The following is a 15074-nucleotide window of genomic DNA, read 5'->3' on the forward strand; positions in this document are numbered from 1 at the left end:
CCAAGCTCAGAAGCTCAGAAGCTCAGACGCGCACACACCGGGCCGTCTGATCAGGGTCAGACGGTTTTCAGAAATTCCGAGATCGTTTTATGCGTCTCGCCATCCCACAGAACCGGGGCATGTCCCTGGCCGGGAACGGTTTTCAACGCCGCGTTGGGGTGAGACTCCATCATGCGGCGGCAGGTGTCCGGGCTCAGCAGATCGGAATGTTCTCCGCGAAGAACCAGAACCGGCCTGTCGGACAGCTTTTCATAGAGTGGCCAAAGATCAGGCGTCGGCGTGGAATCATCCAGGCTTGCCAATTGATGGGCGAGGGCGGGATCATAGTCCATCACCACATGGCCATCGCGTTCCGATGCTAGCTGGTGGGCCAGTCTGAGCCAGTCGGCCTTGACGAAACCTGGAAACTGATAACCGAGCGTATGTTCGAGCTTGGCCGCGATCTCCTCATGGGAGTCGTTTTTCATGTGATGGCCAAGTGTCGCCGCAATCCGGTGGATCGCGCGCATCTCGATATGCGGACCGATATCATTTAAGATCACGGCGGCCATTCGGGACGCCGGATAGCGCAAGCCCATGGCAAGGGCATGCAAGCCGCCACGTGACGTTCCAAGTACGGCAAATCGGTCCAGGTTCAACTTTGCTATGGCAGCGTCGATGTCCTTGTCTTCAACGGTCAGCGCGTAATTTCGCCAGTCAGGATCCCAGTCGCTCTTGCCGCGCCCCCTGTAATCGAGAGCGATGACCCTGTGGCCGCAGCATTGAAGAAAATGGGCAATCTCATTGAAATCTCGCGTGTTTCGCGAAAGCCCTGGCAGGCAAAGAACTGGAACGGGAGGCGTTGCGCTTTTGGGCGCAGCCTTTGCCGCCGGCCACTCGCGCCCGGAAAGGGTCAGGCCGTCGGGACTTTGCCAGGTAAACTCGACCACCGGGGGAGCTGGGGCAGTGTCGGCGTTGACAAGCGCTTCTTGTGGCGCAGAAGCCATGGGTGTCTCCCGTTACGTTTCCATCCAAAAGTTGTTTTTTCAAAGATAGAGTGGAATGCGCAGGGCTGCCAATAGGAAGACTTCTTATCCGGGTTTGAAAAGAAGGGGGCAGGTGTCGCTCGAAGAACGCAGTTGAGGCAAGAAAAGTCGAAAAGCAGCAGTTCTATGGCGTTGGAACCATTGCTCCTTGTTCAGCAGATGAGTATGTTGCGCCTCCATCTGAAACAGATACCCTTCCGCCCGTCGGAACCGCGACAATCATCCAAGAGGAAACCGAGATGTTTAAAGGTTCAATTCCAGCGCTGATTACCCCGTTCAAGGACGGAGCGCTTGATGAGAAACGGTTTCAGGAGTTTGTCGACTGGCAGATCGCCGAAGGCTCATCCGGTCTCGTGCCCGTGGGAACAACCGGCGAAAGCCCGACGCTGACGCACGACGAACACAAGCGGGTGGTGGAGCTGTGCGTGGAAGCGGCTGCCGGCCGCGTTCCCGTCATGGCGGGCGCAGGCTCCAACAACACGATCGAGGCAATCGACTTCGCTCAGCACGCCGAAAAGGCTGGCGCTGACGCCTTGCTGGTCGTGACGCCCTACTACAACAAGCCGAACCAGGCCGGGATGAAGGCACACTTCAAGGCCGTCAACGATGCGGTCGGTATTCCGATCTTCATCTACAACATTCCGGGCCGGTCGATTGTCGACATGCTGCCGGAAACGATGGCCGAGCTGTTTGAAACCTGCGAGAACATCAAGGGCGTCAAGGATGCGACTGCCGACATGGCCAAGGCGAGCCGTCAGCGCCATCTGTGTGGTCCGGATTTCGTTCAGCTTTCCGGTGAAGACATCTCCGCGCTTGCCTTCAACGCACATGGCGGTGTCGGCTGCATCTCCGTGACCGCCAATGTGGCGCCTCGCCTTTGTGCCGAGTTCCAGGCTGCCACGCTTGCCGGTGACTACAAGAAGGCACTTGAGTATCAGGATCGTCTGGCACCGCTTCACCGGGCCATGTTCCTGGAGCCGAGCCCGGGCGGCGCAAAATACGCGCTTTCCCTGCTTGGCAAGGTGGATGAAGAGCTTCGGCTGCCGCTGCTGCCGGTGACCGAGGCCGCACAGGCCGAAATTCGCGCTGCGATGGCGCATGCCGGACTGATCAACTGATCGGAATAGGAATGGCGCTTGCCGCCGGGAACTGACGTTCGTCTCGATTGTTTGCCTGTTCGAGACGAACTCAAATCCATGGCACAGACGCCGGAAGGATAAAAATGGCTCCGAGAAAAGGGGGCGATCCGGGGCGGACCATCATTTCCGACAACCGGAAAGCCAGGTTCAATTACGAGATTGAAGATACGCTGGAAGCAGGCATCGAGCTGAAAGGCACCGAGGTCAAGTCTCTGCGCAATGGCAAGGCGAACATCGCCGAATCTTACGCTGCCGAGCATCAGGGCGAGATCTGGATCTACAACGTCTATATTCCGGAATACCTGCAGGCCAACCGGTTCAACCACGAGCCGCGCCGTCCGCGCAAGTTGCTGTTGCACAAGCGCGAAATCGGCAAGCTCGCAGGTGCCGTCCAGAAGGAAGGCAAGACGATTGTTCCGCTCAAGCTCTATTTCAACGAGCAGGGCCGGGCAAAGCTCGAACTGGCACTGGCCCGCGGGAAAAAGCTGCACGACAAGCGCGAGACCGAAAAGAAGCGCGATTGGCAGCGGGAAAAGTCCCGTTTGATGAAGAACTTCAGCTAACTGCCGCTATCCACAGCAACACCGCACGACAATTCCATGACTGTGCGTAACCTGTTGAAGACTTGCGCATAACGTGTGGATGGGCTGTGCAGTTCCTGTGGGTAGTGAAACCGCCTGTCCCGCACTTTTCCCGTGGATTGCCTGTGACCGTTTGCAGCGAAACTGTCTCGCCTGGCCGGTTCAAGACCTAAGCCGTCAAACCTTCCAGAATGTCCCGTTTCCAGTCGGGAATGGGGCAGGGCCTGCGTGTTTCGCGGTTCACGTGGACATGCACAAAGCGGCCGTGTGCCGCTGTTGTCTCGGCTTCGCCGGCAAACAATCCGACCCGGAAAACCACTGATGTTGAGCCGAGTTTCTCCACTTTGAGCCCTGCGGAAACGACAGAGGGAAAGGTGAGTTCGGCAAAGTAATGGCAGCCGGTTTCCACCACCAGAAAGATCTCGGGGCTGCTGAGTGGGTCGAGCAATTTCTTTTCAACGTACCAGCTGTTAACGGCCGTGTCGAAAAAGCTCAAATACTGCACATTGTTGACGTGCCCATAAATGTCCACATCCATCCACCTTGTGGGGATATGTAGAAAAGCTTTGAAGTCGGACCGTTTTAAAGGTTGCGGTCTGGCTGCTTGTGGAGGAGCTGTGAAATTCATAGGGCCGCCTTGTAGATGTCAAACGCGTCCATTTCGCCAAGTTCCCGCGGATTGTTGACCAGAAGGCGGGTCTGTTTCATGGCGTCGCTTGCCATTTTGGGCAGGTCCGCCTCGCTGATGCCGACATCACGCAAGCGTGTCTGAAGTCCCAGTTTTGCGGCGAGGTCCGCCAGGTGTTCTGCGAACAGGTCAGAGCGCGCCCTGGCATCGCTGACCTCGGCAAGTGCCGGGAAGACAATTGGGGCAATCTCGGCATAAGTTTCTGAGGCAACTGTATTATTGAACTTCAGAACATGCGGCAGCACCAGCGCGTTGGACAACCCGTGCGGCACGTGAAATGTGCCGCCGATGGGGTAGGCGAGCGCATGAACCGCAGCCACCGGCGAATTGGCGAACGCCATGCCGGCAAGCATGGATCCCAGCAGCATGGCACCGCGCGCGTCCTTGTCGGCAGGTGTGAACACCGCCTTTTCGATATTGGCGCCCAGCAGCTTCAAGGCTTCAACGGCAAGGGTCCTCGAAACGGGATTGTTGTTCGCGGATTTCGAGGCGTAGCCTTCAATGGCATGGACCATCGCGTCAATGCCGGTCGCCGCTGTTACCGGCCCCGGCAGGCCAAGGGTCAGCAGAGGGTCGAGGATCGCAAGATCGGGCAGCAGGAAAGGGGAAACGACGCCACGCTTTTCTTCCTCTCCGACCGTGATGATCGAAATCGGAGTGACCTCCGATCCGGTTCCTGCGGTTGTCGGAACAAGGATCAGTGGCAAACGCGGGCCCTTGGCATTTCCGATACCCCAGGCATCGTCCAGTTCCTCGTTGCTTCCCAGAAGAAGCGCGACCAGCTTGGCGACATCCAGCGACGAGCCGCCACCGAACCCGATGACGGATGTTGCCCCGTGAGCGCGGGCCGCATCCACGGCTGCATCGACGAGTGATCGCGGCGGATCGGCGACGACGTCGCTGAACCTGGCCAATTCATGTCCGGCATCAGCCAGCGCAACCTCGCTGGACGCCTGCAGCCCAAGGGAAACAATGCCCGGATCGGTAACGAGAAAGGGGCGGGGCCCCAGAAAAGAAGCTGCGTGGCTTGCCAGGTTCGCGGCCGCTCCATTCTCGAAGACGATGCGCTGACTGGTGTTGAACGTGAACGCCCCTATCATATGTCCTCCCGGGTTCTGTTTGCCCAAGAGTGCCCGGAAAAGACATGCGCAGTCGAGTGGAGATTGATCAGACTTTTGATGAAGGCGGGGAGGGCAGAACAGTCCATGGCTCTGCCCCTTGAGGGCTTCGCAGGGTGGGCAAACCGCTGAAAGGTCTCCCTTGGCGGCAGGAGGCCGCTGCGCCGGCCGCTCAGGCGTGCATCTTCGCGCCTTTTGAAACCTTGTCCGCGACCTTCTTGTCCGCATGAAAGGCAATGCCGACAACGTTCGCGTCGTCCGGACCAAAGCGTGCAAACACCTCCCGGTTTGCGCTGTCGTGGCCCGTCGTGAACATTTCCTCGATGTAGAGGCTTGCCGGAACCGAACGGTCCAGCGTGCGCTGGTGTATCTTGCCGAGTGTTTGCGCATCGGCGCTCAGGACGATGATCGGCTGAACACTCATCGGGTGATAGACATTGGCTGCCGCGTCGCTATAGGGTTCGCCGATTATGCCGGGCTTTGCCGCGGCAACGCCGGTCGACAGGAATGCCGTCACATTCAGCTTCTGCCAGACAGCGAGATCTTCTCGGACAACAACGACGAATTTGGTTTCGAACATGACTTTCAACTCCACGCGGGGATTTCATCCAGAAAGGGAAGAGCAGGATCTAGCTGAGCTGAAGCCGGGTGGTCTTGAACGTTTGTGCGCTGGTGAAGCGGACAGGATCCACGTTGCACCACCGGAACAGGGGATCGAGCGCATTGAGGCCCGGTTTCACGGCAACGGCTTTGCGCCGCACCGGCACGACACTTACGCCATCGGTTTGACCATCATCGGTGTTCAGACCTTCAGCTATCGCGGTGAGAAACGGGCTTCGCTGCCGGGACAGGTGATCGTCATTCATCCGGACGAACTGCATGATGGCGGTGCGGGAACCGAGCGCGGGCTCCGCTATCGCATGATCTACATTCCGCCGGAGTTGATCAGTGAAACGCTGGCTGTCTCAGGCAACCCGCGCCTGCCGTTTATCAGCTCACCGGTCCTCTCGGATGCTGGCTTCAGGAAAGATCTGGCGGATGCCCTGTCCGACATCGATTGCGAGATGGGCGACTTCCGGCGAGACTGTCTGGTGACGGATCTGGCCGCTTGCCTGGCCCGTCACGCCGATGCTCGCAAGGCAGGTGCCGCTTCGTTGAACTGGCCGTCCCTGAAGGCTTGCGCTGATTACTTGAGAGAAGGCTGCGCCGAGCAGATCAGCATGGAAGAACTGGAGGATCTGGCGCAGATGGACAGGTTTTCCCTGTCGAGGCAGTTTCGCGATGTCTTTGGAACGAGCCCGCACCGGTATCTCGTCATGCGGCGTCTGGAGAGGGCCAAGACGGAGTTGCATCAGGGAGCGTCCCTTGCCGATGCGGCCTTTGCCAGTGGCTTTTCCGATCAAAGTCATCTGACCCGTCACTTCAAGCGCACATTCGGGATGACGCCCGGTCACTGGCGGCGGCTTTGCGCCGCCAGCATGGCTTAGCTCGGTCACGAAAAGGACCGCGTTATCGCCTTAGAGCTTGCTCGGTCCAAACTTGTTCGACCGAGGGAAACCTGTCGGGGGGAGGCGGCCGGCCTGGCCACGTTCGCCGCGCCAGTCGGCAAGCTCGTCCAGCGACCGGGTGAAGCTGCGGCCGGAACTGTCGGTCCAGGTCAGGCCGTCTTCGCCCTTGAAGACGCGAATGTCCGAAATGTTGCCATCCCGGTAGCGCTGCAGGCGAACACCTCGGCCACGGCCCATCTGCGGGATCTGCACCAGCGGGAACACCAGAAGTTTCCTGTTCTCGCCAATGATGGCCACGTGATCGCCGGATGCCTCCACGCAGATCGAGGCTTCGGCCGGTGCGCTGAGGTTCAGCACCTGCTTGCCCTTGCGGGTGTTGGCAACGACGTCGTCCTCGCTGACGACAAAACCACGCGCTTCGGTGGTCGCCAGCAGCAGGTTGCGCCCGGGCTTGTGAACGAAGGCGTTCACCACATCCTGCGCCTCGTCCATTTCCACCATCAGGCGGATCGGCTCGCCATGGCCGCGCCCGCCCGGCAGGCGGTCCGCGCCCAGCGTGAAGAACTTGCCGCCGGTGGAGAACAGCAGGATTTTGTCCGTCGTCTCCGCATGCAGCGACAGCTTCAGCTTGTCGCCCTGCTTGAAAACGACGCCGGAAAGGTCTGTCTGATGACCCTTCATTGCCCGGATCCAGCCCTTTTCGGAGATGATGACGGTGATCGGTTCCTTTTCGATCATTGCCTGCTGGATATCGATCAGATCCGTTTCCGGGGCTTCGGACTTGTCGGTCCGGCGTTTGCCGATTTCGGTTTCAGGGCCGTAGACCTTGGAGATATCCGCAATCTCCTTTGAGATCTTGGTCCACTGGCGCGCATCAGAACCGAGCAGCTTGGTCAGATCGTCTTTTTCAGCCGACAGCTTGTCGTGCTCCTTGCGGATTTCCATTTCTTCCAGCTTGCGCAACGACCGCAGGCGCATGTTGAGGATGGCTTCCGCCTGAACATCCGACAGCTCGAATGTCTGCATCAGCTCGGCTTTGGGTTCGTCCTCTTCGCGGATGATGCGGATAACCTCGTCCAGGTTCAGATAGGCAACGAGATAGCCTTCCAGAACTTCCAGACGGTGGTTGATCTGGCCGAGCCGGTATTCGGACCGCCGGATCAACACTTCCTTGCGGTGATCGAGCCACTCGCGCAGAACCTGCTTCAGGCCCATCACCATAGGCACCTTGCCCATGGACAGGACGTTCATGTTCAAGGAGAACCTGTTTTCCAGGTCCGTCAGCTTGAACAGGGACTCCATCAGGATATTGGCGTCGACGTTGCGCGAACGCGGCACCAGAACGATGCGGATGTCTTCTGCAGATTCATCGCGGACATCGTCCAGAAGCGGCAGTTTGCGGGCCGTCAGCAGTTCGGCGATCTTCTCGATCAGCCGCGACTTCTGCACCTGATAGGGGATCTCCGTGACGACAATCGCCCACTGCCCGCGACCGAGGTCTTCCACTTCCCAACGGGCACGAACGCGGAAACTGCCGCGTCCGGTTTCATAGGCTTCGCGAATGGAGCCCTGATCCGACACCAGAAGGCCGCCGGTCGGGAAATCCGGGCCCTTGATGTACTCCAGCAGTTCGCCGGTTTCCGCATTCGGGTTCTTGATCAGGTGCTGGCACGCCTCGCAAAGCTCGAACGCATTGTGCGGCGGAATGGAGGTCGCCATGCCAACGGCGATGCCCGACGAACCGTTGCCGAGAAGGTTCGGGAAACCGCCCGGCAGAACGATCGGTTCCTTGTCCTCACCGTCATAGGTCTCGCGAAAATCGACGGCATTTTCGTCCAAGCCATCCAGCAGGCGCTTGGCGGTGTCGGTCATGCGAGCTTCGGTGTAACGCATGGCCGCTGCGTTATCGCCGTCAACGTTGCCGAAGTTGCCCTGGCCGTCGATCAGCGGATAGCGCTGCGCAAAGTCCTGGGCAAGACGGACAAGGGCATCGTAAACCGCCTGGTCGCCATGCGGATGGTATTTACCGATAACGTCACCAACAACGCGGGCACATTTCTTGAAGCCGGACCCCGGGTCCAGTTTCAAAAGGCGCATCGCGTAAAGCAGGCGTCTGTGCACCGGTTTCAAACCGTCGCGCACATCCGGCAAGGCCCTGTGCATGATGGTCGACAAGGCATAGGCCAGATAGCGCTCTTCCAGCGCATTCTTGAGATTGATGCTCTCAATGCCGCTTGGCGGCGGTGTCGTCTCTTTTCCCATGAATATCTGCTAACCTGTTCGGCGCGCGGGTTCAATTCGCTTGCACACGGAAAGGGCCGGGACTGGCCGATTTTCAACGGAAATCGGTAGGGTTGGGGAAGGCGTGGCCGGCGATGGCTGGCGAAGAAATCTATTGCAGCTGTTCCCGGTTGTCTTTTGCAGGCAAACCCGAAATCATCAATGCAATGGTGAGCAGGCGCTTGAAGCCCGGCAAGACCTTTTTCGTTCGGAGAATGAACCAGTGATAAAATTGACCTTTGCGGCAAGCGGTCTTGCTTCCGCACTCCTGCTCTTTTCTTCATGGGCCGCCTTCGCGCAATCCGAACCATGGAACACGCCCTACGATCCCTACTTCGACCGGGCGGAATTGGCACCCGAGTACAAGGTTTTGCCCGATGGAACCGAGATCCGGAAAGTGATGCTTCCGGGCGATGTTCTGCTGGAGATGGAACGCAAGGACGGCAAAATAAAGATCGCCACCTTTGATCAAAGCGGCCATGGCGCGGTGCTCTGCGCCAAGGGGATCTATCAATTGGTGCGGGCAGCGCTCGATACCTGTCAGGACGTTGAAAACGAACGCGTATCGCGTCTTGTGGACGAAGCGCTTGACCGGATGGATCATTTCATTCTCGCCAATTCGATCGAGCCCGTTACGATGAGCCAACTGCAGGAGCGCGATCAGACGAGGCTCAGGAAACTCCGCAACGATCTGATCGGACCGGATGCATCTGGACAGTTGAAAAGCTGCAAGGCGGACGTTCCCGAGCACGTGCAATTCCCTGCGCGTCTGGTGTCTGAGTTTGACAAAACCTCGGACGAGGAGTTCACGGCGAGGGTCGATGACCTGCTGTCAGTTCCGCGCCTACCGGCAATGAATCCGTGTCTTTAGGACAAGAAGCCTCCACAAGAACCGCGGACTTGCCGATGACGACGCGAGCCGGGCGATCCTGGCTTTGACGGAAACCGGCATCCGCCTGTCCCTCGATGATTTCGGCACCGGGTATTCAAGCCTCACTCATGTCCACAAGCTGCCGCTCGATTGCATCAAGGTCGATCGCAGTTTCGTCCACGGTATTCGGCCGAATACAGCAGGATATGGCATCGTCAAATCCCTGTTGGCCCTCAGCCGGGACATGGGCATTGCCTGCGTTGTGGAAGGTGTTGAAACCGAGGAAGAACTGTCGATCCTCAAAAGCCTCGGCACAAGCGAAGTGCAGGGCTACCTGTTTTCCAGGCCGCTTTCAGAAGCGGATCTTGGACGTCTGTTCGCCAAGGGCATGACCCTGTCGAGCAGCACCGTCACGCCGGACATTTCTCCCGCTGCTCAGAAAACCGCACAGGCAGGATGAAGACACGCCGCGGGAAAACCTTCGGTTGCGAGAAAGAGTTGTGAGAATCAGCTTCACCCTTTAGCGGATCGTCAGGTTTTTTCGATCACGCAGGCAACCGCGTGAGGTCTTTCAAGGTGGTGCATGACTTCCAGACGCAAATCTTTTCGTTGGCTTATCGTCGTTTTGGTGGCGCTGGCTCTTGCTGCTGTAGTGGTGTCCTGGAACGATTTTTACCTGCTGCGCCTGAAAACCTATTCCATTCCTTCAAGCAACATGCGTCCGACCCTGGAGGTCGGTGAAGTTGTTCTTGCGACAAAAATCTTCCCCTCAATGGGCGAGCACTATGAGCCAGTCCGCGGAGACGTAATCGTTTTCACCATCGCCGCCAAAAGAGCGAACGATTTTCTGAAAAGGGTCATCGGCTTGCCTGGCGAGCGCATACGGCTTCAGGACGGCGTGGTGCTGATCAATGATGTGCCTGTTCCACGTCAGGCCCTTGCAGACTATCGCTACGAGGATCCAGACGGCTCAGAGAACTCTGCTCCGCGATTCAGGGAAACTTTGCCGAACGGCAGAAGTTACGAAGTTCTGGATCTCGATCCGCAAGGAGAAATGGACACGACAAGAGAATATGTCGTGCCCGACGGTCATCTGTTTGTAATGGGCGACAATCGGGACAATTCGGTCGACAGCCGTTACACGGATTACATCGGATATGTACCGCTGAGTGGGGTCTCCGCTGTCGTTGAGACGATCCTTCTTCGCAAGGGCGAGAGCAGTTCGCTTTGGCAGCCGGTGCAGCCGGAAGCAAATTAGGCGTGTTTCTGGAGTTTCAGAAATTCCAGGGAAATTCGGTTCGGTAACGCTTTTCAAGGGCGGTGAGCACCTGGTTTCGTGTGCCGCCGTCCCTGGTGCCATGTTCCTGCAGGTATCTGTTCAGAAAAAAGCTTGTCAGGTCGAAGCCTTGGGTGACATCGGCCCAGGTCAGCTCACTGCCGGCCTGCCGTTGCCCGTCAAGAAGAAAGCCGGGCAGGGGAAGTAGGCGGTCATGATAGGGCAGGCCGGCTTCCCGGCAGACCGCACGGGCGGATTTTGGTGAGACGTAGGCAAGGTCTTCGTTGCTGCCTGTGGCGGCGCAGGACGAAAGATCGAGACCGATGCCGAGGTCGCGCAAGACCTCAAGCTCGAAGCGGATCAGAAGCGCGGCTGCCGCGTCCGAAGCCTCCAGATGGTCCAGAACCACGGTCAGCGCATTGAACAATCTCGGGTAGGTATGTCTTTCGGGCAGGAGACGGAGCAGAAAGGCCAGATGCTGAAGCGCCGCCAGACCGAGACTGCTGGTCATGAGGTCACCCGCCCGCAAGGTTTCCGGCTCTATGTGAAACTGGCCGAGATGGTCGGAAAGACGCGCCTTCCAGGTGAGGGTTAGCTCGTTGCCAGGCTGCAGGACAGGCCGGTGCCGCCGGGAACGGCCACCACGCACAAGGCCGAGGTGGCGGCCATGATCCAGCGTCATGGCCTCCAGAATGACATCGTTTTCGCCGTGTTTGCGGGTGGTCAGCACCACGCCGCGTCCGCTCCATTCCAAGGGCCGTTTCCCGTTTCACATCTGGCCGGGAGTTTGGCGGATTCGGGGATCCGCGCAAATTATTTCGGAAATTCGAGCCCCATTTCCCGGTAACGCTCCGGATCGTCCGCCCAGTTCTCCCGGACCTTCACGAACAGGAACAGATGGACGGGAGCTTCGATGATTTCCGAAAGCTCTTCGCGGGCTGCCTGCGAAATTGCCTTGATTGTCTGGCCCCGTTTGCCGAGCACGATGGATTTCTGGCTGTCCCGTTCCACGTAGATGGTCTGCTCGATCCGTGCCGATCCATCCTTGCGGGCCTGCCATTGTTCCGTCTCCACGGTGGAGATGTAGGGCAGTTCCTCATGCAGGCGCTCGAACAGCTTTTCGCGGGTGATTTCAGCCGCAAGAATGCGCAAGGGCAGGTCCGACGGCTGGTCTTCCGGAAAGAGCCAGGGGCCGTCAGGAACCTTGGACGCGAAATAGTCCAGAATGGTCTGGGTTCCGTCGCCAGTCAGAGCGGACACCATGAAGGTCTCTTCAAACCGGACGAATTCGTTGATCTTCTGCGCAAGCTGAAGGAGCTTTTCGCGCTTGGCGACATCGGTCTTGTTGAGGATCAGAACCTTGGGTGCCTGCTGGCTGGAAAGCCGTTTGAGGATGTTTTCCACTTCCTCGGTCAGGCCTTTGCGGGCATCGACCAGAAGCGCGATCAGATCGGCATCGCGGGCACCACCCCAGGCAGTGTCGACCATGGCGCGATCAAGCCGGCGCTTGGGTTTGAAGATGCCCGGCGTGTCAATGAACACCAGCTGAGCCGCCCCATGCATGGCAACGCCGCGCACGATCGTACGTGTGGTCTGCACCTTGTGTGTGACGATGGATACCTTGGTGCCGACAAGCTGATTGATCAGCGTCGATTTGCCGGCGTTGGGCGCGCCTATCAGGGCAATGAAACCTGCCTTGGTGTCGGCCGGCATCTCCGGCAACGGCGCGGGAAGCGGCATGTCGAAACGGCCGGTCGGGGCCTGAAAGCCGTTGTCATCGTCCTCGTCCATCGGACCGCCGTTGGTGGTGTCGTCGCTCAACCTGTTCTATTCCTTCCACACGCCTTCCCGGCGCAGCACGGCCTCTGCCGCATTCTGTTCTGCAATTCGTTTGGAGCCACCCTTGCCTTCGCCCGGAGGCAACCCCTGAACGGTGACCGACACGGTAAAATTCGGAGCGTGGTCCGGTCCGTCCCGGCTGGTGACATCGTATCGCGGCGTCGGCAGGCTCTTGGACTGTGCCCACTCCTGCAACGTTGTCTTGGCATCGCGCAGCGGACCCGACCAGGATAGCATACGCGGCTCCCAAAGGCGCGTGATGAAACTTTCGGCCGCTTCGAAGCCGCCATCCAGGTAGATCGCTGCGATAACGGATTCGCAGATGTCGGCGAGAAGGGCGGTTTTCTTGCGGCCACCTGTCTGCGCTTCTGCAAGGCCGATGCGCATTGCATCGCCGACACCCAGTTCCTGCGCGATTTCCGCACACGTCTCGCGCTTGACCATATGGTTGAAGCGACGGGCCAGTTCACCTTCGTCTGCCCGGGGAAAATGCTTGTGCAGCATGGAGGCAATCACGAGGCCGAGAACACGGTCACCAAGAAACTCGAGACGCTGATAACTTCCCGCAACCGTTTCGGACGGGGGCAGGGCGCTGGCATGGGTCAGCGCGACCCGCAACAGCTCCAGGTCACGGAACTCGTATTGCAGCGCGTTTTTCAGGGCCGAAATCGGCCCTGGTTGATGAAGTTGTCTTTTCATGCTGCCTGCTTCGGCGACGTACCGCCAAAGCCCCGGTTAGAGTGTCCGGCCAATCCGTTCCCAACGAACGCTCCACGGCCACGACCAGATATGCCAGGCTGGCGTTCCTTCCTTGACGGAGAAGAACAGGATTTCGGCACGGCCCATGAAGTTTTCGAACGGAACGTAGCCGACCCTGTCCAGATAGCGGCTGTCGACAGAGTTGTCGCGGTTGTCGCCCATCATGAAGAAATGGCCTTCAGGCACCTTGTACTCGCGGGTGTTGTCCTTCTCTCCGCGTGTCGTCAGGTCCAGGGTTTCGTAGGAAACGCCGTTCGGCAGGGTTTCCCGATAGCGCGGCACCCGGCGCACGAGACCAGAGGGCGATTGTTCGATGTAGTCGTCGATCCGCTCGCGTTTGACCGGTTCGCCGTTGATCTGCACCACGCCCTCGATGACCTGGATGGTATCGCCCGGCAGGCCGATCACGCGCTTGATGTAGTCCACGGACGTATCGGTCGGCAGCTTGAAAACGGCGACATCTCCCCGCTCTGGCTCGGCGGACCAGATACGGCCGCTGAAGGGGCCCAGGCCGAAGGGGAAGGAAAAGCGTGAGTATCCGTAGCTGTATTTGGAGACGAACAGATAGTCGCCAACTAGCAAGGTGTCCTTCATCGAGCCGGACGGAATGTTGAACGGCTGGAACAGGAATGTTCGCACGATCAGGGCAAGCAACAACGCCTGGACAATAACCTTGATGGTTTCGGCAAGGCCGCTGTCCTTATCCTTCTTGTTTTCCGTCACGCTCATCTTGTCCCTTGATCAAATTTGTCCGGCGTTCTGTTCGGCACCGCCGTTCACAGCCGGACTCTTATCCGCTAGCGCCTGCCGACGCAATGAGAGGAAGGCCCATAAGACAGGGCTTTCAGGGGGAATCCGCCTTTTGTGGCTCGGGCCAGTCGGCCGGCCAGGCTGAAATAACGACAAAGGCCTGCGCCAGTGGGTAGTCGTCCGTAATTGTGAGATCGATGGTGGTCCTGAAACCGGAGGGCACCATCGCCTGCAATCGCTCCGCGGCGCCGCCGGTCAGGGCGATGGTCGGCTTCCCGGACGGCAGGTTTACGACGCCCATCTCGCGCCAGGCGACACCCATGCGAATACCGCTGCCAAGTGCCTTCGAGCAGGCTTCCTTGGCCGCGAAACGTTTTGCATAGGAAGCAGCGCGTTCGGCGCGTCTGTCCGATTTGGTTCGCTCAATTTCGGTAAAGACCCGGTTGGTGAAGCGCTCTCCGAACCTCTCGAGAGTTTTCTCGATCCGGCGGATGTCAATCAGATCGCTGCCTATTCCAAGGATCATGCCCTGCTTTCCAGGTTGCGGCGGGATGGAGACCGTGTTCGCACACTAGTTGGACCGGCCGGCCGTGAAAATCAAGCGCTGCCGTCTTCTTCCACGGTGTTGCCCGGGGCGGGAAACAACCGGCCATGTTTGCCAGCGCCCTTGCCGGCGAGTTTGTTCCTGCGCCGTCGCTGATAGACCTCGACACTCTTGTAAACGATCACGTAGGACACCGTTCCGACGATAAGACCGAGTGGAACAGCACCGATGAACATCGGCTTGAGCATTGGCCACAGTGCGTCGAGCGACTTTGCGAAAAGGCCATTTTGAAACTGCTGGTGGACCTGGTGGGGGTCGGCCTTCGGCGCCCGCCCGTAGAGTATCCATTGCCCCAGTTTGAAGGTGAAAGCCCAGATGAACGGGAACGTCAAAGGATTGCCGACGGATGTTCCCAGCGCGGCAGCGATCAGGTTGCCGCGTACCAGGTAGGCGATCCCGAATGCCGTCAGGAAGTGGAAGCCGACCAGGGGTGTGCAGGAGGCAAAGGCTCCCGCGGCGAAGCCCAGGGCAATTGCGTGGGGGGTCGCGGTCAGGCGCAGGACACGCTTGCCGAAATAACGGGTTGAGCGTGCCCAACTGTTCCGGGGCCAAACGGCGACACGCAGCCGCTCGATCCTTGTTGGCCTATTTCTCCGGCGAAACAGCATGGTCTAAGGTACGATCCCGTGTTTTTCG

Annotated in this window: 17 protein-coding genes; 6 read left to right on the forward strand and 11 right to left on the reverse strand. The window is 58.8% G+C overall.

Translation table 11 applies throughout. The features are described from left to right. Positions 1–56: 56 nt before the first annotated feature. Entirely contained in the window at positions 57–986 is a 930-nt protein-coding gene (locus SIAM614_RS01570) for an alpha/beta fold hydrolase (RefSeq protein ID WP_006931486.1), read from the reverse strand. A gap of 278 nt (positions 987–1264) precedes the next feature. On the opposite strand from SIAM614_RS01570, the gene dapA reads away from it, so the two are divergent. Both dapA and smpB read left to right on the forward strand, forming a co-directional pair. Next, on the forward strand, positions 1265–2143 hold the full coding sequence (gene dapA / locus SIAM614_RS01575) for a 4-hydroxy-tetrahydrodipicolinate synthase (RefSeq protein ID WP_006931489.1): 879 nt from the start codon (positions 1265–1267) through the stop codon (positions 2141–2143). A gap of 104 nt (positions 2144–2247) precedes the next feature. Beyond that, entirely contained in the window at positions 2248–2727 is a 480-nt protein-coding gene (gene smpB / locus SIAM614_RS01580) for an SsrA-binding protein SmpB (protein ID WP_006931491.1), read from the forward strand. Positions 2728–2914: 187 nt separating this feature from the next. Here the strand turns inward: smpB and SIAM614_RS01585 are convergent, their stop codons facing one another. From SIAM614_RS01585 to SIAM614_RS01595, 3 genes are all read right to left on the reverse strand, one after another. Next, positions 2915–3373, reverse strand: coding sequence for an acyl-CoA thioesterase (locus SIAM614_RS01585; protein WP_040438754.1), 459 nt, complete (start codon positions 3371–3373; stop codon positions 2915–2917). Beyond that, positions 3370–4533: an iron-containing alcohol dehydrogenase gene (locus SIAM614_RS01590; RefSeq protein ID WP_006931495.1), complete on the reverse strand. Its 1164-nt coding sequence runs from the start codon at positions 4531–4533 to the stop codon at positions 3370–3372. The genes SIAM614_RS01585 and SIAM614_RS01590 overlap by 4 nt, the downstream gene beginning before the upstream one ends. A gap of 190 nt (positions 4534–4723) precedes the next feature. Further along, positions 4724–5131 (reverse strand): DUF2000 family protein, encoded by a 408-nt coding sequence (locus SIAM614_RS01595; RefSeq protein WP_006931499.1) that lies wholly within the window; start codon positions 5129–5131, stop codon positions 4724–4726. Between SIAM614_RS01595 and SIAM614_RS01600 the strand changes: the two genes are divergently transcribed. Beyond that, the gene (locus SIAM614_RS01600; protein ID WP_006931501.1) at positions 5130–6038 is read left to right on the forward strand and encodes an AraC family transcriptional regulator; all 909 of its coding nucleotides are present in this window, start codon (positions 5130–5132) and stop codon (positions 6036–6038) included. The two genes, SIAM614_RS01595 and SIAM614_RS01600, sit on opposite strands and share 2 nt — an antisense overlap. 30 nt (positions 6039–6068) lie before the next feature. Here SIAM614_RS01600 and parC read toward each other — a convergent pair whose 3' ends face one another. Beyond that, positions 6069–8321: a DNA topoisomerase IV subunit A gene (gene parC / locus SIAM614_RS01605; RefSeq protein ID WP_006931503.1), complete on the reverse strand. Its 2253-nt coding sequence runs from the start codon at positions 8319–8321 to the stop codon at positions 6069–6071. Positions 8322–8424: 103 nt separating this feature from the next. Between parC and SIAM614_RS01610 the strand changes: the two genes are divergently transcribed. The 3 genes from SIAM614_RS01610 (at position 8425) to lepB (SIAM614_RS01620) (ending at position 10468) form a co-directional block, all read left to right on the forward strand. Then, positions 8425–9210: a hypothetical protein gene (locus tag SIAM614_RS01610; RefSeq protein WP_157139616.1), complete on the forward strand. Its 786-nt coding sequence runs from the start codon at positions 8425–8427 to the stop codon at positions 9208–9210. After that, entirely contained in the window at positions 9197–9670 is a 474-nt protein-coding gene (locus tag SIAM614_RS01615) for an EAL domain-containing protein (protein WP_081455169.1), read from the forward strand. Before SIAM614_RS01610 ends, SIAM614_RS01615 begins: the two co-directional genes overlap by 14 nt. A 123-nt stretch (positions 9671–9793) precedes the next feature. Next, entirely contained in the window at positions 9794–10468 is a 675-nt protein-coding gene (lepB, locus tag SIAM614_RS01620) for a signal peptidase I (RefSeq protein WP_050789301.1), read from the forward strand. Between the two features lie 16 nt (positions 10469–10484). Here lepB (SIAM614_RS01620) and recO read toward each other — a convergent pair whose 3' ends face one another. From recO to SIAM614_RS01650, 6 genes are all read right to left on the reverse strand, one after another. Beyond that, positions 10485–11240: a DNA repair protein RecO gene (gene recO / locus SIAM614_RS01625; RefSeq protein ID WP_006931513.1), complete on the reverse strand. Its 756-nt coding sequence runs from the start codon at positions 11238–11240 to the stop codon at positions 10485–10487. Between the two features lie 59 nt (positions 11241–11299). Continuing rightward, complete coding sequence (gene era / locus SIAM614_RS01630; protein ID WP_208983874.1) at positions 11300–12226, reverse strand: GTPase Era; 927 nt, start codon at positions 12224–12226, stop codon at positions 11300–11302. Positions 12227–12313: 87 nt separating this feature from the next. Continuing rightward, the gene (gene rnc / locus SIAM614_RS01635) at positions 12314–13024 is read right to left on the reverse strand and encodes a ribonuclease III (RefSeq protein WP_006931522.1); all 711 of its coding nucleotides are present in this window, start codon (positions 13022–13024) and stop codon (positions 12314–12316) included. Positions 13025–13060: 36 nt separating this feature from the next. Beyond that, entirely contained in the window at positions 13061–13813 is a 753-nt protein-coding gene (gene lepB / locus SIAM614_RS01640) for a signal peptidase I (RefSeq protein ID WP_006931524.1), read from the reverse strand. Positions 13814–13928: 115 nt separating this feature from the next. After that, on the reverse strand, positions 13929–14360 hold the full coding sequence (acpS, locus tag SIAM614_RS01645; protein WP_006931526.1) for a holo-ACP synthase: 432 nt from the start codon (positions 14358–14360) through the stop codon (positions 13929–13931). A gap of 71 nt (positions 14361–14431) precedes the next feature. Continuing rightward, a complete protein-coding gene (locus SIAM614_RS01650) occupies positions 14432–15046 on the reverse strand; it encodes a DUF2062 domain-containing protein (RefSeq protein ID WP_006931528.1) in 615 nt (204 codons plus the stop codon). Positions 15047–15074 lie beyond the last annotated feature (28 nt).

It is taken from the genome of Roseibium aggregatum IAM 12614 (assembly GCF_000168975.1).
Lineage (GTDB): Bacteria > Pseudomonadota > Alphaproteobacteria > Rhizobiales > Stappiaceae > Roseibium > Roseibium aggregatum.

Bases quoted from the DNA above. Each gene is read 5' to 3' on its own strand.
- SIAM614_RS01570 (WP_006931486.1), bottom strand. From the start codon at position 986: ATGGCTTCTGCGCCACAAGAAGCGCTTGTCAACGCCGACACTGCCCCA.
- dapA (WP_006931489.1), top strand. From the start codon at position 1,265: ATGTTTAAAGGTTCAATTCCAGCGCTGATTACCCCGTTCAAGGACGGA.
- smpB (WP_006931491.1), top strand. From the start codon at position 2,248: ATGGCTCCGAGAAAAGGGGGCGATCCGGGGCGGACCATCATTTCCGAC.
- SIAM614_RS01585 (WP_040438754.1), bottom strand. From the start codon at position 3,373: ATGAATTTCACAGCTCCTCCACAAGCAGCCAGACCGCAACCTTTAAAA.
- SIAM614_RS01590 (WP_006931495.1), bottom strand. From the start codon at position 4,533: ATGATAGGGGCGTTCACGTTCAACACCAGTCAGCGCATCGTCTTCGAG.
- SIAM614_RS01600 (WP_006931501.1), top strand. From the start codon at position 5,130: ATGACTTTCAACTCCACGCGGGGATTTCATCCAGAAAGGGAAGAGCAG.
- SIAM614_RS01595 (WP_006931499.1), bottom strand. From the start codon at position 5,131: ATGTTCGAAACCAAATTCGTCGTTGTTGTCCGAGAAGATCTCGCTGTC.
- parC (WP_006931503.1), bottom strand. From the start codon at position 8,321: ATGGGAAAAGAGACGACACCGCCGCCAAGCGGCATTGAGAGCATCAAT.
- lepB (WP_050789301.1), top strand. From the start codon at position 9,794: ATGACTTCCAGACGCAAATCTTTTCGTTGGCTTATCGTCGTTTTGGTG.
- era (WP_208983874.1), bottom strand. From the start codon at position 12,226: ATGCCGCTTCCCGCGCCGTTGCCGGAGATGCCGGCCGACACCAAGGCA.
- rnc (WP_006931522.1), bottom strand. From the start codon at position 13,024: ATGAAAAGACAACTTCATCAACCAGGGCCGATTTCGGCCCTGAAAAAC.
- lepB (WP_006931524.1), bottom strand. From the start codon at position 13,813: ATGAGCGTGACGGAAAACAAGAAGGATAAGGACAGCGGCCTTGCCGAA.
- acpS (WP_006931526.1), bottom strand. From the start codon at position 14,360: ATGATCCTTGGAATAGGCAGCGATCTGATTGACATCCGCCGGATCGAG.
- SIAM614_RS01650 (WP_006931528.1), bottom strand. From the start codon at position 15,046: ATGCTGTTTCGCCGGAGAAATAGGCCAACAAGGATCGAGCGGCTGCGT.